The organism is Rhodococcus sp. B10 (genome assembly GCF_011770055.1).
In the GTDB taxonomy this organism is placed as follows: domain Bacteria; phylum Actinomycetota; class Actinomycetes; order Mycobacteriales; family Mycobacteriaceae; genus Rhodococcoides; species Rhodococcoides kyotonensis_B.
The window spans coordinates 1-23,879 of the sequence record NZ_JAAFYV010000038.1 but is presented as its reverse complement, the minus strand read 5'-3'; the positions used below and the strand labels follow the sequence as shown (position 1 = coordinate 23,879).

The window sequence follows — 23,879 nt, the reverse complement described above, 5'->3', positions numbered from 1 at the left end:
TAGCCACTACGAGAACACGCAACTGCGGACGGCGCCGAACAATTCCATGCCCTCCCTTGACCAGCATGCCGCAACAGGAACGTGATGGGATGGTGGCATCCATCGTTTCCCTACTCGAGAAGGTGCCTACACAACGTGGTTGCTCCCAACCTGACTCGCGACCAGGCCGCGACGCGCGCGTCCGTCCTCGGCGACCCCACCTATTCGATAGTTCTCGATCTCACCGACGGCGCAGGCAACCCCAGCGAGAAGACGTTCCTGTCGACGACGACGATCCAGTTCTCCGCGACGCCCGGCTCGTCGAGCTTCGTCGACATCGTCGCCGACAGCATCCGCTCCGCCACGCTCAACGGCGTCGACCTCGACATCTCGTCCTACGACGAAGAGACCGGTATCGCGCTGACCGACCTCGCCGAGAAGAACGAGCTGATAGTCGATGCCGAGTGCGTCTATTCGAACACCGGTGAGGGACTGCATCGGTTCGTCGACCCCTCCGACTGCTCGGTGTACCTGTACACCCAGTTCGAGACGGCCGACGCCAAACGGATGTTCGCGTGCTTCGATCAGCCGGACCTGAAGGCCACCTTCGATCTGAAGGTCACCGCGCCCGAGAGCTGGAAGATCATCTCGAACTCCGCGCACGCCGCCGAACCGGCCGCGGGTGAACACGTCTTCGACACGACGCCGCTCATGAGCACCTACCTCGTCGCGCTGATCGCAGGTCCGTACGCGGAGTGGACCGACTCCTACAGCGACGACCACGGCACCATCCCCCTCGGCATCTACTGCCGCGCCTCGCTCGCCGAGCACATGGATGCCGAGCGACTGTTCACCGAGACCAAGCAGGGATTCGGCTTCTACCACGCCAACTTCGGCACCCCGTACGCCTTCGGCAAGTACGACCAGCTGTTCGTCCCGGAATTCAATGCCGGTGCGATGGAGAACGCAGGGGCGGTGACCTTCCTCGAGGACTACGTCTTCAGGTCCAAGGTGACGCGCTACTCGTACGAACGGCGCGCCGAAACGGTGCTGCACGAGATGGCCCACATGTGGTTCGGCGACCTCGTGACCATGCGGTGGTGGGACGACCTGTGGCTCAACGAGTCCTTCGCGACGTTCGCGTCCGTGCTGTGCCAGGCGGAGGCCACCGAGTACACCAACGCGTGGACGACGTTCGCCAACGTCGAGAAGTCATGGGCGTACCGGCAGGATCAGCTGCCGTCCACACACCCCATCGCCGCGGACATCCCCGACCTCGCCGCAGTCGAGGTCAACTTCGACGGCATCACGTACGCCAAGGGCGCCAGCGTTCTCAAGCAGCTCGTCGCGTACGTCGGCAAGGACGATTTCCTGGCCGGCCTCCGTGCGTACTTCGTCGATCACGCCTTCGGAAACGCGACGTTCTCGGACCTGCTGTCGGCGCTGGAGAAGTCGTCGGGACGCGATCTGTCCGACTGGGGCAACCAGTGGCTCCGCACGACCGGCCTCAACACCTTGAGCCCCGACTTCGACGTCGACGACGCCGGCAACTTCACGCGCTTCGCCGTCGTACAGGGCGGTGCGGAACCGGGCGCCGGTGAGCGACGCGTGCACCGTATCGCCGTCGGAATCTACGACGACGAGGGCGGAAAGCTCGTCCGCACGAAGCGCGTCGAACTCGATCTCGACGCGGCCGAGAGCACCGAGATCGCCGAGTTGGTCGGCGTCTCGCGCGGCAAACTGGTTCTCGTCAACGACGACGACCTGACGTACTGCTCGGTGCGTCTCGATTCGGAGTCGCTCGACACTCTGATCACGCGCATCGGTGACATCGTCGATCCGCTCCCCCGGACGCTCGCGTGGTCGGCCGCCTGGGAGATGACGCGTCAGGCCGAGATGAAGGCACGCGATTTCGTCGCGCTCGTCCAGCGTGGCATCGCCGCGGAGACCGAGGTCGGCGTCGTGCAGCGTCTGTTGCTGCAGGCACAGACGGCGATCAACAGCTACGCCGATCCGCACTGGGCCGAGACCACCGGGCAGCCCGAGTTCGCCGACGCGTTGCTCGAACTGGCTCGCGCGGCAGACGCCGGATCCGATCATCAGCTGGCGTTCGTCAACTCACTCACCGGTTCGGTGCTGGCCGACCGCCACGTCGACGTGCTGAAGGACCTGCTCGACGGCGACGCCGCCGGTCAGGGTCTGGCCGGACTCGACGTCGACACCGATCTGCGGTGGAGAATCGTCACCGCTCTGGCCGGAGCGGGCGCGATCGACTCCGGCGGCTCGGCGTCACCCGTCATCGACGCCGAAGCAGCCCGCGACAACACCGCCGCAGGCGCCCGTTCGGCTGCGGCCGCTCGCGCGGCTCGTCCCGATGCCGAGGTCAAGAACCAGGTATGGGCGACTGTCGTCGACGACGATTCGGTTCCGAACATCACTGCGCGCTCGATCATCGGCGGGTTCGCCGGACCGGGACAGTCCGCACTGCTCGAGCCGTTCGTCGATCGCTACTTCGAGGCCATCTCGGGTGTCTGGGCACGTCGGTCGAGCGAGGTCGCGCAGACCGTCGTCGTGGGCCTGTACCCGTCGTGGTCGATCAGCGACGAGTCGGTGGCGGCCGCGGACCGATTCCTGGACGGTGATCTGCCGCCTGCGTTGCGTCGCCTCGTCATCGAGGGACGCGCCGGAATCGTGCGGTCGCTGAAGGCGCGTCGCTTCGACGCGAGCTGACCCTCGGGGTCCATCGACGCAGACAGCGCCCCCGGGATATCCCGGGGGCGCTGTCGTAGCGAGCAGAGGTTGTTACGGGCTGACGATCGCCGCAGCCATGACGCGGATCGAGCTGACGAGCCCGTCGATCAGGTTGCCGTCGCGGAACGGCCCGATCGCTGCCGTGATGCCGAGCTGGGCGACGCGGTCCGTCGCGCGGTCGGACACGCGCCGGCCGGTCCGGATCTCGATGGCCTTGTTGTCGGGGTCGACTGCGACGAGCACCGATCGGATGGCGTCGGGGGTTCCGGGGAACACCTCGTTCGCTCCGAGTGCGGGGTTGGCGCCGAGGTCTCCGACGAAGACGTTGAAGCGAATCTGCGTTGCACGCGTCGCTTCGGTGAGGGCGTCGTCGAGGGCCACGAGGTCCTGCGTCGCGAACGGCAGGTGCTCGGGGTTCGGCTTTCCGAATTCGTGCACCGCCGAGATGCGGCCGCTCGACGTCAGCGCTGCGCCGTAGGGCAGGTCGCTCTCGTCGACATGAGTGCGTGTCAGTTCACCACTTGCCACTTGCCGAACCTCCGATCGAATCGACTGCGGACGCGTGCGATCCGTGGCCACCGCCGTGCGGGGTCACCTCGTCGGTCGCGCTCCACAGCACAGGGCCACGTGTCCACTTGTCGGTCAACCGGTAGGGCGTGATGTCCAGGCCCGGCTGCTTGGCTGCAACGTAGGACAACGCGCCGATGATCCCGACGATCGCAAGCGGGATCACCCCGAATATCAGCAAGGTCTCGAGAATGCTCACGGGGTGTGACGTTAGTCCATTTTTCCCGGCAGAGCGACGGCGGGTGGCCGTCAGGCTGCGCCTTCACCCAGATAAGCAAGCCACGAGGGATCGAGTTCCTTGGTGCTGGCGAGCAGCCGCCAGTGTGGGCCCTTCGGAGGCACGAGCTGTGCGCGTAACGTCCATCCCAGCTCACTGAGCAATTTGTCCGCTTTGCGGTGATTGCACGGGGCACAGCATGCGACGCAGTTCTCCCACGAATGGCCTCCCCCGCGACTACGGGGTACGACGTGATCGACCGTCTCGGCCTTCCCGCCGCAATACGCACACCGGAAGCGATCGCGATGCATGAGCGCGGCTCGGGTCATCGGAACCCGGGCGCGATACGGAACCCTGACGAACGTCCGGAGACGAATGACGGACGGAACCTGGACCGAGAAATCCGCGGATCGGATGAACGGCCCTTCGGGATCGTCATGAATGACGTCGGCCTTGTCACACACCAGGAGCACGACGGCTCGGCGCATCGGAAGCGCGGTGAGAGGCTCGAACGTGGCGTTGAGAAGCAGAACCCGTCGTTTGACCCAGGCGGGCACGACGTCCTCCGCCATATGGGAATGCCCGGCGGAACCGTCGGGAGGGACTACGTGTAGAGCATTCGCCCCTGATGTCCGTAGCCGCTGGTCTGCGGTCTCGTAGGCATCAGTGGGCGGAAGTTGTCGGTGGTGTTGCTTCTTCTTCATGGGTGGTCTCCCAGAGCAGTCGGCGCCCGCGCATGGCTTGCGCGGAACACGAGGAACAGTGGAACACGAATCCGACCTGCGCGCACACCTCTTTTTGCGGATCGAACGATTGCGGATCGGTGAATTCCGGGCGAACGAGGAGCCGTCGCCGACGCGGGTGGCGAGATCTCGCGCCGTCCGTAGACTCTCCAGGTGTCTCCAATCGATCCGAATCCACGTTCATCCATCACCGCCTTGTCATTGGACTCGCGAGCATTCGAATTGACGGAAACCGGTCGGGACTGGCTGGTGGACAGGCCTTTGCAAATCGCGGGCTACGTAGCTCTCGCGATCGTCCTTCGACTCGTATTGCACAAGCTCATCGACCGCTTCACGCGTCGGAGCTCGAGCGACTCCTCCAAGCCGCCACTGCTGCTTCGCCCGCTGCGTGAGCGTGCGGCGACGTCGCTGCAGGGAACCATCCTGTCCGAACGGCGCAGGCAACGAGCCACGACCATCGGGTCGGTGATGAAGTCCGGCGTGTCCGTCGTGATCCTCACCTGGTTCGTCCTGTCGGTGCTCGACGTCGTCGGAGTGAACGTCGCACCCTTCATCGCCTCCGCGGGCATCGTCGGCGTCGCCCTCGGTTTCGGTGCCCAGAACCTCGTTCGTGACTTCCTGTCGGGCATCTTCATGCTCCTCGAAGACCAGTACGGCGTGGGTGACGTCGTCGACCTCGGCGAAGCGATCGGCACTGTCGAGAGCGTCGGTCTACGCGTGACGACGGTTCGTGACGTCAACGGCACCGTCTGGTACTGCCGAAACGGAGAAGTGCTGCGCGTCGGCAACATGAGCCAGGGCTTCGCCGTCGCCGTTCTCGATCTACCGGTCGCGCACACTGCCAACGTCGACGAGGCGTGCGAGGTCGCGGAGAAGGCAGCACTGGACGTCGTGGAGTCGAACGTCTTCGAAGAAGACCTGCTCGGCGCACCCGAGATGCTGGGTGTCAACGCCGTCAGCGCCGACACCGTGACCATTCGCATCACCGTCAAGACGCGTCCGGGACGTCAGTGGGCCGTGCAGCGCGGAATGCACCGAGAAATCCTCCAGGCGTTCGAGAACGCGGGCGTCCGGGCGCCGTATCCGGAAGGTCGAGCGGGCGGATTCGTCCCCGACCTGTCGAAGTAGCGATACTGGACCCGAATGCACGTCCCACCGAACACGGAGAGAAGCACTGACATGACCGAACCGCAGCAGACGTTCTACGACGCGGTCGGCGGTGCGGACACCTTTCACAAGCTGACCGCCAAGTTCTACGAGGAAGTGGCGAAGGACGAGATCGTTCGCCCGTTGTACCCGGAAGAAGATCTCGGACCCGCCGAACGACGCATGCGAATGTTCCTCGAACAGTATTGGGGCGGGCCGCGCACGTACTCCGACGAGCGCGGCCACCCCCGACTGCGCATGAGGCACTCTCCGTTCCGTATCGGCCCGATGGAGCGCGACGCGTGGCTGCGGTGCATGTACGTCGCGATCGACTCCATCGACCGTTCGGTGCTGGACGACGCACACCGCGCTCAGCTCGTCGATTACATGGACATGGCCGCCAACTCGATGGTGAATTCGCCGATCTGACACCACTCGTGCGGCGCGCCGTCCCTGAGTCGAGTGACCGTGTCCCATTTGGCAGACTTGACAGTCGTGACCGACCCGAACGAACACGCGACCGACACCACATGGTGGAAGAACGCGATCTTCTATCAGATCTATCCTCGTTCGTTCTCCGATTCGAACGGCGACGGTGTAGGTGATCTCGGCGGCGTCCGCGACCGTCTGGGGTACCTCGAGCTGCTGGGTGTCGACGCCATCTGGCTCAGCCCGGTCATGCGCTCCCCGATGGCAGATCACGGGTACGACGTCTCCGACCCTCGCGCGATCGATCCGCTGTTCGGCGACCTGGACGTCATGGATGCGCTGATCGCGGAAGCGCACAGCCGCGACATCAAGGTCACGATGGACCTGGTCCCCAACCACACGAGTGAGCAGCATCCATGGTTCGTGAACGCGCTCGAGTCGGCGCCCGGCAGTCCCGAGCGGGCGCGGTACATCTTCCGAGACGGGTCGGGTCCGGGCGGCTCCCAGCCACCGAACAACTGGCCGTCCATCTTCGGCGGGCCCGCGTGGACTCGCGTCGAGAATCCCGACGGTTCGCCGGGCCAGTGGTATCTGCACATTTTCGCGAAGGAACAGCCGGACCTGAACTGGAACAACCCGGAGGTCGTCGAAGATCTGTCCACGACACTGCGGTTCTGGCTCGATCGCGGCATCGACGGATTCCGCATCGACGTCGCGCACGGAATGGCCAAGCCGGACGAGCTCCTCGACATGAACCTCGAGGGCAACGCGTTGATGCGGAACGACGACGACGATCCTCGGTTCGACAACGACGCGGTCCACGAGATCCACCGCGGCATTCGCAAGGTGATGGACGAGTATCCGGGTACGACGACGATCGGCGAGATCTGGGTGCAGGACAACGTCCGCTTCGGCGACTACATTCGGCCCGACGAACTGCATCTCGGCTTCAATTTCCGTCTGGCCGAGGCGCGTTTCGACGCAGCCGACATTCGCGACGCGGTCACGAATTCCATCGACGCGGTCGATCGGGTCGACGGTACCCCCACCTGGGCGTTGTCCAACCACGACATCGCGCGTGAGGTCACTCGCTACGGCGGTGGCGAGCGCGGCACGAGACGCGCACGGGCGATGATCCTTCTCGAGCTCGCACTGCCTGGAGCCGTGTTCGTCTACAACGGCGCAGAGCTCGGATTGCCGAACGTCGATCTCCCCGACGAGGTTCTGCAGGACCCCGTGTGGGAGCGATCCGGCCACGCCGAGCGCGGACGCGACGGGTGCCGCGTTCCGGTCCCCTGGGAAGGAACCGCACCGCCGTTCGGCTTCAGCACATCCGCCGAGACCTGGCTTCCGATGCCACCGGAGTGGGCGTCGTCGACCGTCGAGGCACAGCTGGAGGACGTCGACTCGATGCTCAGCCTCTACCGCGCGGCGATCGAACTGCGCGGACTGCGTCCCGAATTCACCGGTTCGGAGGTGGACTGGTACGGGAGCCCGTCCGGGTGCATCGCGTTCCGGCGACGAGGCGGGCTCATCTGCGCGTTGAACGCCACGAACGCACCCATCCCGCTGCCTCCGGGCGAGCTGCTGATGTCGAGCGCACCCCTCGTCGACGGTCAGCTCCCAGCCGACGCGGCGGCGTGGCTCGTCTGACGCCAGGCGTTGCAGGCCTGTCGGCCGTCCTCGCCGCGGCTGCCCTGTTCGGGACCACCGGGACCGCCCAGGCGCTCGGCTCCTCCTCGGCCGGCGTCGACCTCGATCCTCTCGCGGTCGGAAGCGCGCGCATCGCTCTCGCGGGCCTCGTGCTGGTGCCGTTGGCGTGGCTGCGCGGCGGCTTCGGAGCAACGTCGTCCGCCGGCGTGCGACGCGTCCTGATCGGCGGCGTCGGGGTCGCCGTCTATCAGGTCGGATTCTTTTCGGGCGTACAGATGGCGGGTGTCGCCGCGGGCACCATGATCGCGCTCGGATCGGGTCCGGCATTCACCGGCGTCCTGCAGTCCCTCGTCGACCGAACCCGACCGGGACCGGTCTGGTTCGCGTCGACGACGCTGGCCGTGGCCGGGATGATGCTCCTCGTCACCGGTTCCGACCCCGACGACGCATCCCACATGGTGTTCGGCGCGCTCGCGGCACTGTCCGCGGGTGTCGGCTACGCGATCTACACGGTCGCCGGGTCGAGGATCATCGCCTCGGGGACGCGACCCGACGCGGCCATGGCGCAGATGTTCGCCGTGGGAGCCGTCGTACTGCTGCCCGTGCTCGTCCTGCGCTGGCCCGGCGGGCTGGATTCGGCGCCTGGGCTCGCGGTGGTGCTGTACCTGGCGCTGATTCCGACGGTCGTGGCTTATCTGCTGTTCGGCATCGGATTGAGCGCGCTGCCGCCCGCCACCGTGGCCACACTCACGTTGGCGGAACCCGTCGTCGCCGCGTTGCTCGGCATCGTCGTCCTCGGAGAATCGCCGACGGTACTCGCCGGGATCGGCATGGCAGTGGTCGCGTCCGCTCTGATCCTGCTGGCCGTCGACGTGCGGCGGCAGTCTCAGCGTTCGACGCTGAGCGACAACTGATTACCGCGTCGGCTGAACACCGACCCGAACCGCGCGTCGAGGCGTAGCCACACCGCGGTCGCGCGCACCCGCACGCGTTCGTCGGACGCGATCCGGGACAGATCGATGTCGGCGGTCATCGGGTCTTGCCCGGTGGCAGGCACGAAGCCCATGGCGGTGAGCGCGAACACGGTGCGCATCGCGATCGACACGTCTCCTGTAGGCCCTTCGACGTGCAGCACGTCCTGGTCCAGGAGCGACACCGGCGGACCGTGGCTGCTGCCGTGTTGTTTCGCCAACGCGGCGCCGCGCTGTGCGAGATCGATCAACACGCGCGCGGGCACGTCGTCGACGTGCTCGAAACCGTGGTCGGGCGGCAGGGCACCACGCCAGGCCGAGTCCATCGAGAACCCCGGGTCGATTTCTCCCGACGTCGCGGACGCCAGCGCGGTGAGCAGGCCGTCGGCACCGGCCGACGTGTCGTCCGGCACGATGGTCCCGTCGACGACCCGAACCGCCAGCGCGTCGAAACCTGTTGTCGCCCAGACCGACAGTCGACCGTCGGCGCGCATCCGTAGCCGAACCACCGCAGCCTCGTCGAGCCGAACGGCCTTTCCGAGAAACGCCGTCAAGTTCTCGCGTTCGACGACGTCCGGCACCGTGAGCCGTCGCTCAAACACGTCGCCAGCTCTCCAGGTAGGCACGCTCGGGTCCGGTCAGCCGCCGCAGGCGTTGCGTGTCGATGTCGAACGCGGCGATCTGCGTCGACGCGACGATCGACGCGGGAGTGTCGAGGGACTTGCCCCTCGCGCGGACCTCGTAGCCGACGACGAAATCGACCGCTCTGACCTTGTCGACCCACATGAACACGTCGAGCGGCCCGTCCTCGTGCCGCAACTGCCCGCGATACTTCACGTGCAGGTCCGCGATGACGGCTCCGTGCCGAAGATTCGCGGTGGGCCTGCCGTCCACCAGCAGCCACGGAATGCGCGCCTCTTCGAGCAACGTCACCATGCGTGCGTGGTTGATGTGTTGGTAGACATCCATGTCCGACCACCGCACCTCGACGGTGGTGTGGAAACCGATGCGTTCGCTCGGCTGCAACTCCTCGGACAGATGGGCGTCGGGCACACTCACTCTCGGGCCGTCCTTTGCTGGTAGTTCTGCTCGAATCCGGTCACGGCACCATACTGCGTACCTGTCGTGCCGCCACCGACAGCGTCGCGAGATCGAGTGTTCCCGAGTCGGCGATCTCACCGAGCGCGGTCCGCGCCCTCGTCAGACGCGACGAATTGGTCGCCTCCCACTCGGCGATCTTCTCGGCAGGGCTCTCGTGCGGTTCACCGCCCAGCAGAACCTCTTTCGTGATCGCGCGCAACGACGAGTACAAGTCGTCGCGAAGGGCCAAGCGCGCCAACGAATGCCAGCGATCGCCTCGCGCCAGACCGGACACCGACGTCAGCAACCAGTTGATGCCGATGTGCGCGTCGAGCGCGAAGTACAGTTCGGCGACCTCTTCGGGCTCGTTCTCGGTGATGTCGGCTACGTCGGCGATGTCCAGCAGGCAGTAGATGTCGAGGAGTCGGTAGACCGGGACCGCCAACTCCCTCGGTGCGCCGCTCTTCACCGATTCCTCGACCCGACCGGCGAGTTCACCGGCCCGGTGGCCGTCGATCCACCGCCCGATCGAATCGCGTAGCCGCGCGACCGTGCCTGCGTACCTGCTGATCTCGGCTCCGACGGCGAGCGGTTGCGGGCGGTTCGCCAACAGCCAGCGTGCCACCCGGTCGAGCACCCGCCGCGACTCGAGCATCAGCTCGTCGGCGGTCGCGGTGGAAATCGGCGCGTTGCGAATGTCCTGCCACAGAGTCTCGAGATCGAAGATTTCGGTGGCCGCGGCATAGGCGCGCACGGCATCCGTGCCGGACGCACCGGCATCCTCGGCGAGGCGGTAGACGAACGTGATACCGCCTCGGTCCACGGTCTCGTTCGTCAACATGGTCGCCACCAATTGCCGCCGCAGAGGGTGCGAGGTGATCTCGCTCGCGTACGGCTCGCGCAGCGGTGCCGGGAAGTACGCGGGCAGCTTCGATGCGAAGACGTCGCTGTCCACGAGTTCGCTTGCGAGCAGATCGCTTTCGAGTGTGAGCTTGACGTGAGCCATGAGCGTCGCGAGCTCGGGAGACGTCAGTCCGCGGCCGTCCTGCTTCCGACGACGGAAGTCTGCTTCGCTCGGCAACGCCTCCAACTCGCGGTCGAGGCCCCGTCGCTCCTCCAGATCTTCGATGACGCGTCGGTGCACGGACAACAGCGCGGGCGCATCGGCCCGCGAGGTACCGAGTAGCTCGTTCTGCATGATGTTGTCCCACAACACGAGTCGGCCGACTTCGTCGGTCATCGACGCGAGCAGCTCATCGCGGTCCTCGCGCGCAAGCTTGCCGTCGGCGATTGCCGATTCGAGCAGGATCTTGATGTTGACCTCGTGGTCCGAACAGTCCACACCGGCCGAGTTGTCGACGGCGTCGGTGTTGATTCGCCCACCCGCCATGTCGTATTCGATGCGGCCGAGCGCGGTGGCGCCGAGGTTTCCTCCCTCGCCGACGACCGTGGCCCGCAGGTCGCGACCGTTGACGCGCACCGCGTCGTTCGACTTGTCCCCCACGTCCGCGTTCGACTCGCTCGACGCCTTGATGTAGGTGCCGATTCCGCCGTTCCACAGCAGGTCCGCAGGCGCGGTGAGGATCGCGCGCATCAGATCGGGCGGCGACAAGGCCGTCGTATCGTCGTCGAGCCCGAGCGCCTCGCGGACGGGCTCACTGATCGGGATCGATTTGACCGTCCGCTCGTACACCCCACCGCCCTCCGAGATCAGCGATTTGTCGTAGTCCGCCCACGACGACCTGGGCAACGCGAACAGCCGCTCGCGCTCGGCGAACGACGCCGCACGGTCGGGATTCGGGTCGAGGAAGATGTGGCGGTGGTCGAACGCGGCGAGCAGTCCGATGTGTCGGCTGAGCAACATGCCGTTCCCGAACACGTCGCCACTCATGTCGCCGACGCCGACGACCGTGAAATCCTGTGTCTGCGTGTCGATCCCGAGCTCACGGAAATGACGTTTGACGCTCTCCCACGCACCCTTGGCGGTGATACCCATGGCCTTGTGGTCGTAGCCGGCCGACCCACCGGACGCGAACGCGTCGCCGAGCCAGAAATCGTATTCGGCCGCAACCTCGTTGGCGAAATCGGAGAACGTCGCGGTTCCCTTGTCGGCGGCGACGACGAGATAGGTGTCGTCGCCGTCGCGACGCACGACCCGGTCGGGTGGCACGACCGCGCCGCTGGCGCGGTCGAGATTGTCGGTCACGTCCAGCAGTCCCGCGACGAACACGCGATAGCATGCCTGGCCCTCGTCGGCGGTCGCCTTGCGATCCGCCGCAGCGTCACCCGACGGCGTGGGCGGCCGCTTCACGACGAACCCGCCTTTCGCGCCCACCGGGACAATGACGGCGTTCTTGACCATCTGCGCCTTGGCCAGCCCGAGTATCTCGGTACGGAAATCCTCGCGGCGATCGGACCACCGCAGCCCTCCTCGCGCCACCTCGCCGAATCGCAGGTGCACACCCTCGACCCGCGGCGAGTAGACGAAGATCTCGAACTTCGGCCGGGGCTTCGGCAGTTCGGCGATCTCCTGCGGATCGAACTTGAGCGACAAGAATTCTCGCGCATCGCCCGCGTCGTCGAGCACGTAGAAATTCGTCCGCAGCGTGGCACGTATCAACTCGAAGATCGACCGAAGAACTCGGTCCGCGTCGAGGCTGATGACCTGGTCGATCAGGGAACGAAGCTCGGTGATCAACTCGTCGGAGCGACGTTGTGCGACATCGGGATCGAACTGCGATTCGAACAGTGCCACCAACAGTCCCGCCGTCCGCGGGTGTGCGAGCAGAACGCCCTCGATGGCGTACTGGCTGTACGGGAAGTTGGCCTGTCGCAGGTACTTCGCGTATGCGCGAAGTATGACCGCTTGACGCCACGTCAGTCCCGCCCGCATGACGAGCTCGTTGAACCGGTCCGCTTCGGCTCGTCCGTGCCACACGGCGCTGAACGCGTCGGTGAAACGAATCTGCACACGGCTTTCGGTCTGGGGATCACCCGCGGTGTGCAGTTCGGCGTCGAGGTCGCCATCGATGGCGCCGGACAGCATCTCGCGCGACGCCGACACACCGAAATCGTATATCCAGCACTGGATTCCATCCGGGCGAACGACCGGGTACGGCCGCTCGTCGTCGACCTCGACGCCGAGACTCTGCAGAATCGGCAGGACCTGACTCAGCGAGACTCCACGCCCACCGATGTACAGGCTGAAACGCCACGATCCCACGTCGGAATCGGCATCCCGATACAGCTGCATGTCGATGCCGCCGTCGGCGAGCGCACCGAGGCGAGCAATATCGGACACCGCCCGCTCGGGACCGAAATCCTGCTTGTACGCCTCCGGCAACGCGTCGGCGTACCGCGTTGCGAGTACAGGGTCCACGGCACCGTCCCGCGTCACTGCCTCGGCGAGGCCGTCTTCCCACGTCCGGATGGTTCGGGTGAGGAGCGATTCGATGTGGGCGATGTTGTCCGGTGACAGGTCGGCGTGGACCGATTCCCCGGAAGCGCGACGCACCGTCACGTGCAGCAGAGCAAGGGCGGATTCGGTGACACGAGCGGTGTAGTCGATGCTGGAGCCGCCGAGTTCACGCAGCAGGCAATCCTGGATCGCCAGACGCACACGCGTCGTGTACCGGTCGCGGGGCAGATAGACGAGCGCGGACACGAATGCACCGTCCGAGTCCTCACGCAGAAACACCTTGACGCGACGACGCCTGCCGATCGCCATGACGGCAGACGCGGTGTCGAAGAGCACGTCCTCACTCGTCGCGAACAGCTCCGAACGCGGCATGGACTGCATCACTTCGAGCATGGCTTGGCCGGAGAACGAGCCGAGATCGTATCCGGCACGGTCGATCACCGACCGCACCCGACGTTCGATCACCGGGATGTCGAGGACGTTCTCGTGCAATGCCGTCACCGTGAAGACGCCGACGAACCGGTGTTCGCCGAGTTCCGGTGTGGCCCTGTCGAACACGGTCACGAAGTACGGGTATACCGCGCGATGCACCGTTGCCGGTCTCGACCCCTGTGTCAGCGTCAGCAACTCGTTTCGACCCGCCTCGGGAGGCAGATCCGATCCGAGCGCGTTGTCCGACCGAAGCACTCCGAGACCGAGCTCGTTCGTCGACGCTTCGCCCGCGCGGTAACGGCGGTATCCGAGCAACGTGTAGTGGCCGTCGGCGAGCCATCGAAGCAGATTCGCCGCGTCGCGGAGCTGACCGCCGTCGGGCCGGCTCTCCCGGTCCGCGAGTTCGTCGAGTGCGCTCGCGACCGAGCTCTGTGCGAGACGCATGTCGTCGGTGTCCTCGACGACCTCACGCACATCGGACAGCACTTCCGCGACAGCCGACTCCAGACTGTCGAGCGTCTCGTCGTCGACAGACGGGCCCAGCTGCAGGTGCATCCACGACTCGCGAATAGTTCCGGAGGGCGCGGTGCCGTTGCCTTGACCGACCGTCAGCAAGTTGCCGTCGTCGTCCCGCGTCACCGACAGAATAGGATGCACGACCTCGAGGACGTCGACACCGAGCCGACCGAGCTGCGACACGACCGATTCGACGAGCAAGGGCATGTCGTCGGTGACGATCTGCAGATAGAAGCCACCGCCGTCCTCGGCGCCGGCATCGGGCCGATTCAACTGCACGACCGCGATCCCGGAGGATCGGTGTGCTGCCGATCGAAGGTGGGCCAGCACCATCTGCCGATTCGACCGGACGACCGTCCCAGTCGAGTCGTCGGTGTCGACGTGCGCGAGATACGCGGCCTCCACCTCCGGCAGTGTGGTCACCAACTTCTCGGGTAGTCCGGTCGGTCGGTCCGTGTCCGTCGTGTCAGCCGAGTTCGGCATCTGTTTCAACCACTCCCTCGAACAGGAATCTCCGGCGACCGCGTCGTCGCCTCACATGACCCTATCGGGGATCGACGTCTCTCACGGGGTACGCGGACTACGTCGAGGTGGCCGGGACGTCGAGCAGGTACTCGGTGAACGCGGCTCTTTCCAAGTCGGTGATCGGCCGAGACGACTGCGACGACAGGTCGAACATCACCATGAGTGCTTCCGCCTCGGCGCACAGCGCGCCCTCGGCGTCCCGGACCAGATGCCGGACGCCGAAGGACGTCGTGCCGATACTCGAAATCGTCACCTCGATCGACAGCGGCCCCGAGTCGTCGAAGAGGGGACGCAGGAAGTCGACGGCCAGCCTGCGCACGACCGTCGTCCCCCTGCTCCCCACTGTCTCCGTCAGGAGTTCGGTGATGAAGTGCGCCCGAGCTTCCTGCAGATATTCGACGAACCGCGTGTTGTTGACGTGCCCGAGTCGATCCGAGTCGCTCCACCGAACCTGCAGTGAATACTCGAATGTCTTCGACAAGAGCGTCAGTCCCTGGTCAGCTTGCGGTGCGTGACGCGGTGCGGACGGGCCGCGTCGGGTCCGAGGCGCTCGATCTTGTTCGCCTCGTAGCCCTCGAAGTTGCCTTCGTACCAGTACCAGGCTGCCTCGTTGTCACCGAAACCACCCTCCCAGGCAAGGATGTGCGTGCACGTCCGGTCCAGGAACCAGCGGTCGTGGGAGATGACCACGGCACAACCCGGGAACTCCTGCAGCGCGTTCTCGAGCGAACCGAGCGTCTCGACGTCGAGGTCGTTGGTCGGCTCGTCGAGCAGGATCAGGTTTCCGCCCTGCTTCAGCGTCATCGCCAGGTTCAGGCGGTTGCGCTCACCACCGGACAGCACGCCCGACGGCTTCTGCTGGTCGTGCCCCTTGAAACCGAACGAACTGATGTAGGCGCGCGACGGGAACTCCTGGTTTCCGACGGTGATGAAGTCGAGGCCGTCGGACACCGTCTCCCATACGGTCTTCTTCGGGTCGATACCCGCACGGTTCTGGTCGACGTAGCTGAGCTTGACCGTCTGACCGACCTTGACCTCGCCGCCGTCCGGCTCCTCGAGCCCGACGATGGTCTTGAACAGCGTGGTCTTACCGACACCGTTGGGGCCGATGACGCCGACGATGCCGTTGCGCGGCAGCGTGAACGACAGGTCCTTGATCAGGACACGGCCGTCGAAGCCCTTGTCGAGGTGCGAGACCTCGACGACCACGTCACCCAGGCGCGGAGGCGCGGGGATCTGGATCTCGTCGAAGTCCAACTTCCTGGTCTTCTCCGCCTCGGCGACCATCTCGTCGTATCGGTCGAGACGAGCCTTGTTCTTCGCCTGCCGAGCCTTCGCACCGGAACGAACCCATGCGAGTTCGTCCTTGAGGCGCTTCTGCAGCTTCTGGTCCTTCTTGCCCGCGACCTCGAGACGTTCGGCTTTCTTCTCGAGGTAGGTCGAGTAGTTGCCCTCGTACGGGTACAGGTGTCCACGGTCGACCTCGGCGATCCACTGTGCGACGTGATCGAGGAAGTACCGGTCGTGGGTGACGGCGAGAATGGCACCCTGGTACGCCGCCAGGTGCTGCTCGAGCCACAGAACGGATTCCGCGTCGAGGTGGTTGGTCGGTTCGTCGAGAAGGAGCAGGTCTGGCTTGCTCAGTAGCAGCTTGCACAGCGCGACACGTCGCTTCTCACCACCGGAGAGGTTGGTGACGGGAGACTCCGGCGGCGGGCAGCGCAGCGCGTCCATCGCCTGCTCGAGCTGGGAGTCGATTTCCCACGCGTCGGCGTGGTCGAGCTTCTCCTGCAGTTCGCCCATCTCTTCCATGAGCTCGTCCGAGTAGTCGGTGGCCATCAGCTCGGCGATCTCGTTGTACCGCTTGAGCTGCACCATCGTGTCGCCGAGGCCGTCTTCGACGTTCTCGCGAACGGTCTTGGCGTCGTCGAGTTCCGGTTCCTGCATCAGGATGCCGACCGAAGCGCCGGGCGCGAGGAACGCCTCGCCGTTGCCGGGCTGATCGATACCGGCCATGATCTTGAGGATGCTTGACTTACCGGCGCCGTTGGGGCCGACGACGCCGATCTTCGCTCCCGGGTAGAAACTCATCGTGACGTCGTCGAGGATGACCTTGTCGCCGTGCGCCTTGCGCACCTTCTTCATGGTGTAGATGAATTCCGCCATGTGCGCCAGCTTATCGGTGGAACGGCCGTCGAACACCATCGACCGTTCTCCGTCGTCGGGAACGGTGCGACGCACCGGACATGCGCTGCGCGACGGCCCCGAGGCGCATGCCCGGACGCATCGGTCAGACTGCCGCGGTGACGGCGTCGTGCGTGTCGGAGAACTCCGTTCCCGGATCGGTCGGATCCTGCTCGTCGTACTCGTCCTCGTCGCCTCGATCCGGCTCGACGGCGTCCTCGGAACCATCCTGCTCGACGAGTTTCGCCGCGGCTCGCCTCCGATCGACCTCGACGACGCAGCGCGAGAGATCGGGCCCGACTGCGCTCGCGGTCATCTCGAGATCCGCGCGTTCGACGCCTTCTCTCGTCGTGTACTCGTTGGTTCGGAGCTGGCCGTAGGCGACCACCGGGTCACCATTCATCAGCGACGCACCGACGCCCGTGACCAGCCTGCGCCAGCATGTGACCGTCAAGTACAACGTGCCCCCGTCCGTCCACTCCCCTGTGGTGCGGTTCTGCCGCCTGGCATTGCTCGCCATCCGGAAGCTCAGAACCTGCTCCCCGCTCGCGGTCTGTCGCTTGACCGGATGTGTGATGACGGTTCCCACCACCGCGCACTGTGCTTCGTACATCGACTGTCCCCCTTGGAATCGGATTCGCTGGTCTCGGTCGGCATCGCCGGGCCGATGGGAACACTGTGCGGCACGGGTGACGTCGAATCGTGGGTTCGAGCTGGGCGAACGAACAACCCTGGGGATAAAGCGCGCGTTGTGGACGAACGAGGCCGTCTCGGGCTCACCGGCGACGAACGTGTCGGTGTCCGCTGCTACGGAGCGGACGTTTCGACGTACGTTTCTCCGAGCCGTTCGGACGTCACGGTCCCCGCCGTCAGATCCGCCAGGGTCGCGTCGAATTCCGCGGTATCGGCGACGGCCACGGTCAGCAGGGCCGAAGCGCCGTACTCGACGGACACGACATCCACGTCGCGACGCCTCAGCTCGGATTCGACGCGCCCCGCATCGGTATGCGGCAGTTCGATGCGCATCAGCGTTCGCCGGTGTCGGTACAGGAACGACGCACCGCCGAGAGCCTCCGCGACCGCTCCCCCGTACGCCCGCGTCAGGCCACCGGTGCCCAGCTTCGTTCCCCCGAAGTACCGCGTCACGACGGCAACGACGTTGGTCAGGTCGTGTCCGCGCAGAACGTCGAGCATCGGAGTGCCCGCGGTTCCGCCCGGTTCACCGTCGTCGCTCGACCTCTCGACTCGGTGCACGTCTCCGTACACGAACGCCGAACAATGATGTCGCGCAGCAGGTTCGGCGCTTCGCCTCGACGCGATCACCGCGCGCGCTTCCGTTTCGGAGGCCGCACGGGCGACGATCGCGATGAACCGCGACTTCTTGATCTCCACTTCGGCACGCACCGCCGACGCCACCGTGCGCACCACGACCACTCCGTTCCTTCTCACTGTAGAACAGAGAACTCTACGCGGCCTGTTCGTCGTCGAATTCGCGGTCGATCGCGGCATCGGACGTCCGAGCCAGCTCGAAGTAGGGCCCGCGCGCGGCGAGGAGTTCGGCGTGCGTTCCGGATTCGAGTACGCGGCCGTGATCGAGCACGGCGATACGGTCGGCCGTGCGCACGGTCGACAGGCGGTGGGCGATCAGAATCGTGGTGCGTCCGGTCATCAGACTTTCCAATGCGTCTTGCAGCGCACGTTCGGTCGAGTTGTCCAGCGCACTGGTGGCCTCGTCGAGAATCAGGATCGGCGGGTTGCGAAGAACCGTGCGCGCGATGGACAGTCGTTGCTTCTCACCTCCCGAGAAGCGGTAACCCCGTTCGCCGACGACCGTGTCGTACCCGTCGTCCAGGCCCTCGATGAATTCGTGGATCTGCGCGATCCTGGCTGCCTGTTCGATCTCGTCGTCGGTCGCATCGGGCTTCGCGAACCGCAGGTTCTCGCGAATCGTGGCGTGGAACAGGTACGTCTCCTGCGACACCACTCCCACCAGCTCGGCGACCGTCGCAGTGCTCATGTCACGCAGGTCGACGCCGTCGATCGTGATGGCACCGGCGTCGGGATCGTGCAGACGTGCGGTCAGATAGCCGAGCGTCGTCTTCCCGGATCCGGTCGCTCCGACCAGCGCCAGAGTGGAGCCGGCCGGGACGTCCAGGTCGATGTCGACGAGCGTCGGCCGCGTCGCACCGGCGTAGGAGAAGTGGACGTGGTCGAACGCCACGTCGCCTTGAATCTCGTTCTTGTCGAGCACTTTCGGAGTCTGTGGCTCGTCGATGTCGATCGGCAGGTCGAGGTACTCGAAGACGCGACCGAACAGCGCGAGCGAGGACTGTACGTCGACGCCGGTGCTCAGCAGTTGCATGGTCGGACGGAAGAGTTGAGTCTGCAGCGTCGTGAATGCGACGAGCGTGCCGACGCTCAGCGTGCTGCCGTGCCCGATCGTGAGTCCGGCGAACCAGTAGACGAGCGCCGGCATGACCGCGAAGCTGATCTGTATGCTGGCCATCCGCCATTTGCCTGCCATCATCGCCGAGAGTTCGATATCGGCGACCTTGCCGGATCGGTCTGCGAACTGCTCGGTCAACACTGCGCCGGAGCCGGTGGTCTTGCCGAGCAGAATCCCGCTGACCGACAGTGATTCCTCGATCTGCACTGTCAACTCGCTCAACAACTTCTGACGTGTTCCCGAGATCTTTCGACGCTCGTTGCCGATGCGCCGGGCGATGCGCACGAAGACGGGCAGGATCATGAGCGAGAACAGCGCGAGGCGCCAATCCAGCAGGAACAGGGCGACGACCGTGGCCACGACCGTCGTCGCGTTCTGCGCTATCGACGTCGCGGTGTTGGTGACGACCGATTGCATGCCGCCGATGTCGTTGGCGATACGCGACTGCACCTCCCCGGTGCGAGTTCTCGCGAAGAACCCGAGGGACTGCTTCTGCAGATGGCCGTAGACCGCCACGCGGAGGTCGTGCATGAGTTTCTGTCCGACGCCGTTGGACATCCAGGTCTGTGCGACGCCGAGAACATTGGTGACGACTGCGACCGCGATCATGCCTGCTGCGATCAGCGTGACGAGTGTGACGTCGCGATCGGGAATGGCGTGATCGAGCAGTTCGCGGAGCAGTAGCGGCGACGCCAGGGCGACGACTGCGCTGAAGACGATGATTGCGGAGACGACCGCGATGCGGAACCGATAGGGGCGGAATAGGCCGAGGACTCGTCCGACCGGGGCCGTGTCGGATGAGCCGCGATCAGGGGCGGCGGACGTCGAATGTGTTTGTGGGCTTACCAAGTAGACCTCCCTGATGATCGAGCAACATATTGGAGAGGTTACCTCAATAAGAGGTTGCAGGCAACGCTCGCTATGCTGTCGGACATGCACCCGGAGGAGACACCGAATCTCGCGGACTCGTTCATGGCCGTTGCCCGGCGCATCCGCCATACACACATGAACGCGCTGGAGCCGTTCGGTCTGAACCCGTCGCAGAGTCGCGCGCTGCACGTTCTCGCCCGCGAAGAGAAGCCGGTCCGGCTGCGCGCACTCGCCGACCGGTTGCGCATCGTCGCGCGGTCGGCCACCGACATCGTCGACTCGCTGGAACAGGCCGAACTCGTCGTCCGTGCGCCCGACCCCGCGGATCGGCGCGCAGTGCTGGTCGAGCTCACCGACGACGGACGCAGGCGCCTTCAGGCGATCGACGCCGCGCGTCGCGACGTCGCGGCCCTGGTGTTCGACGGGCTCGAACCCGCCGAACGCGTCGAACTCGCGCGGTTGCTTGCGAAAGTCACCGCGTCTGCGTGACTCAGAGTCCTGCTTCGCGGTCCCGACGCGCCAACTCGGCGAACATGGCGTTGTGCGCGGCAAGGTCCGCGTCGTGGTCCCGCTCGGCGGCGCGGTCGACGCGTTTGGCGTTGCGATCGTCGCTCCGCGACCACTGGATGAGCAACGCCAGCATGACGAGGACGAGTGGGATTTCGCCGGTGGCCCAGGCGATTCCTCCCCCGAGTCGCTGGTCGCCGATCAGGTCGCCGTTCCAGTCCAGCCCCAGTGTTCGGTAGTACCAGCCGCCCAGCACGGTGTTCATGCTCATGAGTGCCACACCGAAGAACGCGTGGAACGGCAGCGACCCGAACACCATGGCCAACTTGGTTATGGGCTCGATGCGGCGCGGCGACGGATCGACACCGATCACGACCCAGTAGAAGAGATAGCCACTGAGGATGAAGTGGGCGTTCATCAGCAGATGCGCCGAGTGGTTGTCCAGAATCGCGTCGAAGATTCCGCCGAGGTACAGCGCGTAGAAGCCGCCGACGAACAGCGCTGCCGCGACGATGGGATGCGTCAGGAACCGCGAGACCGGGCTGTGCAGTGCCTGCAGCAGCCATTCGCGCGGACCAGGGATACCGTCCTTGCCTGCTGCCGGCAGCGCGCGCAGCGCGAGCGTCAACGCACCACCGAGGGCGAGCAACACCGGAGCCAACATCGACAGCGCCATGTGTCCGCCCATGTGCACGCTGAACACCGCGGGCGAATACTTACCGACGCCCGACGACGTGCCGATCAGCATCGTCAGACAGCCGAGCAGGAATGCGGCCGTGCGGCCCATCGGCCACGTGTCGCCGCGTCGGCGAAGGCGTCGGACGCCCAGCAGGTAGACGACGGCCAACACGATCGACGCCGTGCCGAAGATCAGATCGAAGCGCCAGTCGAGGGCGAGACGAGCGAACGTCGGGGGCCCGTCCAGGTCGTATCCCAGTGCGGCCTCCGTCAACGACAGATTCGGGTCGATGTTCGCCGGCGGAGGTGTCCGACCAAGTCCGACGGCGAGTCCGATCGTCGCCGCGAAGATCAGGACCTCGCCTCCGGCGAAGCGGACCAGTGCGCCGCGCGACTGCGGGTCCGCGACGAGGGCGGGCAGTGAGCGTCGACGCTGAATCCACCCGAAGAATCCGAGGACGATCAGCGCGACGATCTTGCCGACCACGAGCAGTCCGTACGTGGTGGTGAACAGGTCCGAGACCGAAACTCGGACCAGCGCGTTGATGACACCGCTGACGCCCATGACGACGAAGCAGACCGTGGCGACCGCGGAGAACCTGCGGGCGGCGACGTCGGTATGTGCACCCGCGCGTCGGGCATGCGCCAGTACCGCGAACAATCCACCCGCCCACAACGTCGCGGCGACGAGATGCAGAATCAAGCTGTTCGTGGCGACGTCGTGCGACCCACCCGACGACGAGTGACCCGTCACCGCGATGGGCATCACCGTGCCGAGCGCGAACACCAGCAGCAGCGGGGTCCACGACCAGCGCAGTACCGCCCTCGACGCGATCGCGAGCAGGACGGCCAGGATCGCCGTCCATCGCCACGCACTGGCGATCTCGACCTGATCGAGCGCAACCCACAGATTGTCGGGTTGCAGTGCGACGAGGAACGGCTGACCGGAAGTGTCCGACAGCGTCAGTGGCACCAGCACGACTGCGCATGCCGCCCACACGATCGCAGCGATCGAGCCCGTACGCACGGCCCGGTAACCGCCGACGTCGAGCACACCGTTCTTCTGTGGGGGCACGAGGAAGGCCGCGAGTAGGAACGACCCGATCGCGATCGACGCGGCGATCTCTCCCGCAGCGCGCACGGCCGGAAGTCCGTAGATCGTGGCAGGACCCGGATCCGGGATGCCGAGCAACACCAACGCGTCGGACGCCGACAACGTGACGACGAGCGCGGCCACCACGGCAGCGATCGCACCTGCCGTCGCGAACACGGACGTCGACGACTGTGCTTTCGGGGTCGACGACGGTTCGGCGGGTGCTACTTCGGGTGCTGCCATGCAGTCCAGAGTAAGACGTCCCTGAAGTGCGTCGATAGCCAGCGCCCGGATCTGCTACGCACTGTCGTAGTTCATGTGTCGTGCGCCACGGCCGAATCGTGGTGGATCCGGCCGTGCCGCGTCGCGAGTGGCTCGCCGGACCCGCCCCACCGACGTGCGACGATCTCCGCGGCGATCGACACCGCCGTTTCCTGCGGGGTACGCGCGCCGAGATCGAGTCCGATCGGGCTCGACAGTCCGGCCAGCTGCGCGTCCGTCACCCCCTCGTCCCTCAGTCGCGCCACGCGGTCGTCGTGGGTACGACGCGAACCCATCGCCCCGACGTAGGCGAACTCTCGGTGCCGCAGAGCACGAGCGAGCAACGGGATGTCGAACTTCGGGTCGTGAGTCAGCACGCACACGACGGTTCGCCGATCCACCGCGCCTGTCGAGATCTGCGCGTCGAGATAGCGATGCGGCCAATCGACCACCACCTCCTCCGCGGAGGGGAAGCGTGCGCGCGTCGCGAACACCGCGCGCGCATCGCAGACCGTGACGCGGTAACCGAGGAACGCGCCCTGTTCGGCGACGGCGGCCGCGAAGTCGATCGCGCCGAACACGAGCATGCGCGGGCGCGGCGCGTAACTCGCCACGAAGACGTCCATCCCGTCGCCGAGGCGTTCACCGTCGGGCCCGTAACTCAGCACGGCCGAGGCACCCGTCGCGAGCAGTCCCCGAGCGTCGTCCACGACGGCGTTGTTCGTCCTCTCGGACCCGAGCGATCCGTTCGCGTGGGCCTCGCGCACGACGAGGTGCATGCCTACTCGGTCCGGGTCGGGATGCGCGATGATCGTGGCGACAGCGACCGGCTGATCCGCGGCGACGGCGTTCGCGACCGTACCGAGTTCGGGAAACGTTGTGCGCGAGACCGGTTCGACGAACACGTCGAGCACTCCCCCGCACGTGAGACCGACGGCGAAAGCATCGTCGTCGCTGACCCCGTAACGTTCCAACGAGGGCGAACCGGTGGTCGTGGCCGTCGTCGCCACCTCGTACACCGCACCTTCGACGCAGCCGCCGGACACCGATCCCAGAACGGAACCGTCGGGTGCGACGACCATCGAGGCGCCCGCCGGACGCGGAGCGGATTCGAACGTCCGCACGACGGTGCCGACCCCCGCGGTCCCACCACCGCGCCAGATCGCGATCAAGTCGTCCAGGACGTCCCGCATCGGCCACCCTTCCGGACTACGTCGTCGCACTGTCGAACTCGACACTGATGCCCACCCGGAGCGCAGTCGAAACGGAGAATGCGTGTAGTTGAAGTGCCCCCGGCAGGATTCGAACCTGCGACCAAGGGATTAGAAGTCCATTCGACGGGGTCCAGCCAGGTCCGAGCAGATCCCCAATTTTCACTGTTTCTGCTGGTCAGTACAGCTCTTCGAACCAGCT

The 23,879-nt window shown here is 65.7% G+C and carries 19 protein-coding genes; 6 read left to right on the top strand and 13 right to left on the bottom strand.

Annotated features, from left to right (window positions below):
* The first annotated feature begins 135 nt into the window (after positions 1-135).
* On the top strand, positions 136-2,709 hold the full coding sequence (gene pepN, locus RhoFasB10_RS21485) for an aminopeptidase N (RefSeq protein WP_157105260.1): 2,574 nt from the start codon (positions 136-138) through the stop codon (positions 2,707-2,709).
* 72 nt (positions 2,710-2,781) lie between these two features.
* Here the strand turns inward: pepN and RhoFasB10_RS21480 are convergent, their stop codons facing one another.
* The 3 genes from RhoFasB10_RS21480 to RhoFasB10_RS21470 are packed head-to-tail and all read right to left on the bottom strand — an operon-like array spanning position 2,782 to position 4,218.
* Complete coding sequence (locus tag RhoFasB10_RS21480) at positions 2,782-3,258, bottom strand: DUF5130 domain-containing protein (protein ID WP_068423784.1); 477 nt, start codon at positions 3,256-3,258, stop codon at positions 2,782-2,784.
* On the bottom strand, positions 3,245-3,496 hold the full coding sequence (locus RhoFasB10_RS21475; RefSeq protein ID WP_068423786.1) for a hypothetical protein: 252 nt from the start codon (positions 3,494-3,496) through the stop codon (positions 3,245-3,247). Before RhoFasB10_RS21475 ends, RhoFasB10_RS21480 begins: the two co-directional genes overlap by 14 nt.
* 50 nt (positions 3,497-3,546) lie before the next feature.
* Positions 3,547-4,218, bottom strand: coding sequence for an HNH endonuclease (locus RhoFasB10_RS21470; RefSeq protein ID WP_174551382.1), 672 nt, complete (start codon positions 4,216-4,218; stop codon positions 3,547-3,549).
* Positions 4,219-4,452: 234 nt separating this feature from the next.
* Between RhoFasB10_RS21470 and RhoFasB10_RS21465 the strand changes: the two genes are divergently transcribed.
* The 4 genes from RhoFasB10_RS21465 (at position 4,453) to RhoFasB10_RS21450 (ending at position 8,399) form a co-directional block, all read left to right on the top strand.
* On the top strand, positions 4,453-5,385 hold the full coding sequence (locus RhoFasB10_RS21465; RefSeq protein ID WP_157105267.1) for a mechanosensitive ion channel family protein: 933 nt from the start codon (positions 4,453-4,455) through the stop codon (positions 5,383-5,385).
* 51 nt (positions 5,386-5,436) lie between these two features.
* Positions 5,437-5,832 (top strand): globin, encoded by a 396-nt coding sequence (locus RhoFasB10_RS21460; RefSeq protein WP_068423791.1) that lies wholly within the window; start codon positions 5,437-5,439, stop codon positions 5,830-5,832.
* 66 nt (positions 5,833-5,898) lie between these two features.
* On the top strand, positions 5,899-7,485 hold the full coding sequence (locus RhoFasB10_RS21455) for a glycoside hydrolase family 13 protein (protein WP_068423793.1): 1,587 nt from the start codon (positions 5,899-5,901) through the stop codon (positions 7,483-7,485).
* Positions 7,473-8,399, top strand: coding sequence for an EamA family transporter (locus RhoFasB10_RS21450; RefSeq protein WP_068423797.1), 927 nt, complete (start codon positions 7,473-7,475; stop codon positions 8,397-8,399). The genes RhoFasB10_RS21455 and RhoFasB10_RS21450 overlap by 13 nt, the downstream gene beginning before the upstream one ends.
* On the opposite strand, the gene RhoFasB10_RS26500 is transcribed toward RhoFasB10_RS21450, so the two are convergent.
* The 8 genes from RhoFasB10_RS26500 to RhoFasB10_RS21405 form a co-directional block, all read right to left on the bottom strand.
* Positions 8,372-9,058, bottom strand: a complete 687-nt coding sequence (locus RhoFasB10_RS26500) for a hypothetical protein (protein WP_068423801.1) — start codon at positions 9,056-9,058, stop codon at positions 8,372-8,374. The two genes, RhoFasB10_RS21450 and RhoFasB10_RS26500, sit on opposite strands and share 28 nt — an antisense overlap.
* Positions 9,051-9,515: a thioesterase family protein gene (locus RhoFasB10_RS21435; protein ID WP_068423806.1), complete on the bottom strand. Its 465-nt coding sequence runs from the start codon at positions 9,513-9,515 to the stop codon at positions 9,051-9,053. The genes RhoFasB10_RS26500 and RhoFasB10_RS21435 overlap by 8 nt, the downstream gene beginning before the upstream one ends.
* Before the next feature lie 40 nt (positions 9,516-9,555).
* The gene (locus RhoFasB10_RS21430) at positions 9,556-14,385 is read right to left on the bottom strand and encodes an NAD-glutamate dehydrogenase (protein WP_068423808.1); all 4,830 of its coding nucleotides are present in this window, start codon (positions 14,383-14,385) and stop codon (positions 9,556-9,558) included.
* Between the two features lie 97 nt (positions 14,386-14,482).
* Positions 14,483-14,908 (bottom strand): thioesterase family protein, encoded by a 426-nt coding sequence (locus tag RhoFasB10_RS21425; RefSeq protein WP_084423646.1) that lies wholly within the window; start codon positions 14,906-14,908, stop codon positions 14,483-14,485.
* A gap of 5 nt (positions 14,909-14,913) precedes the next feature.
* On the bottom strand, positions 14,914-16,593 hold the full coding sequence (gene ettA, locus RhoFasB10_RS21420; RefSeq protein ID WP_068423855.1) for an energy-dependent translational throttle protein EttA: 1,680 nt from the start codon (positions 16,591-16,593) through the stop codon (positions 14,914-14,916).
* Positions 16,594-16,717: 124 nt separating this feature from the next.
* Positions 16,718-17,224 (bottom strand): single-stranded DNA-binding protein, encoded by a 507-nt coding sequence (locus tag RhoFasB10_RS21415; RefSeq protein ID WP_167678478.1) that lies wholly within the window; start codon positions 17,222-17,224, stop codon positions 16,718-16,720.
* A 194-nt stretch (positions 17,225-17,418) separates the two neighbouring features.
* The gene (locus RhoFasB10_RS21410; RefSeq protein WP_346764454.1) at positions 17,419-18,039 is read right to left on the bottom strand and encodes a YigZ family protein; all 621 of its coding nucleotides are present in this window, start codon (positions 18,037-18,039) and stop codon (positions 17,419-17,421) included.
* Positions 18,040-18,076: 37 nt separating this feature from the next.
* Entirely contained in the window at positions 18,077-19,906 is a 1,830-nt protein-coding gene (locus tag RhoFasB10_RS21405) for an ABC transporter ATP-binding protein (RefSeq protein WP_167678474.1), read from the bottom strand.
* An 84-nt stretch (positions 19,907-19,990) separates the two neighbouring features.
* On the opposite strand from RhoFasB10_RS21405, the gene RhoFasB10_RS21400 reads away from it, so the two are divergent.
* Entirely contained in the window at positions 19,991-20,416 is a 426-nt protein-coding gene (locus tag RhoFasB10_RS21400) for a MarR family transcriptional regulator (protein ID WP_114331514.1), read from the top strand.
* Position 20,417: 1 nt separating this feature from the next.
* Here the strand turns inward: RhoFasB10_RS21400 and RhoFasB10_RS21395 are convergent, their stop codons facing one another.
* Entirely contained in the window at positions 20,418-22,448 is a 2,031-nt protein-coding gene (locus RhoFasB10_RS21395) for a cytochrome c oxidase assembly protein (RefSeq protein WP_167678472.1), read from the bottom strand.
* A 71-nt stretch (positions 22,449-22,519) separates the two neighbouring features.
* Positions 22,520-23,659, bottom strand: coding sequence for an XdhC/CoxI family protein (locus tag RhoFasB10_RS21390; protein WP_068423815.1), 1,140 nt, complete (start codon positions 23,657-23,659; stop codon positions 22,520-22,522).
* Positions 23,660-23,879: the final 220 nt, after the last annotated feature.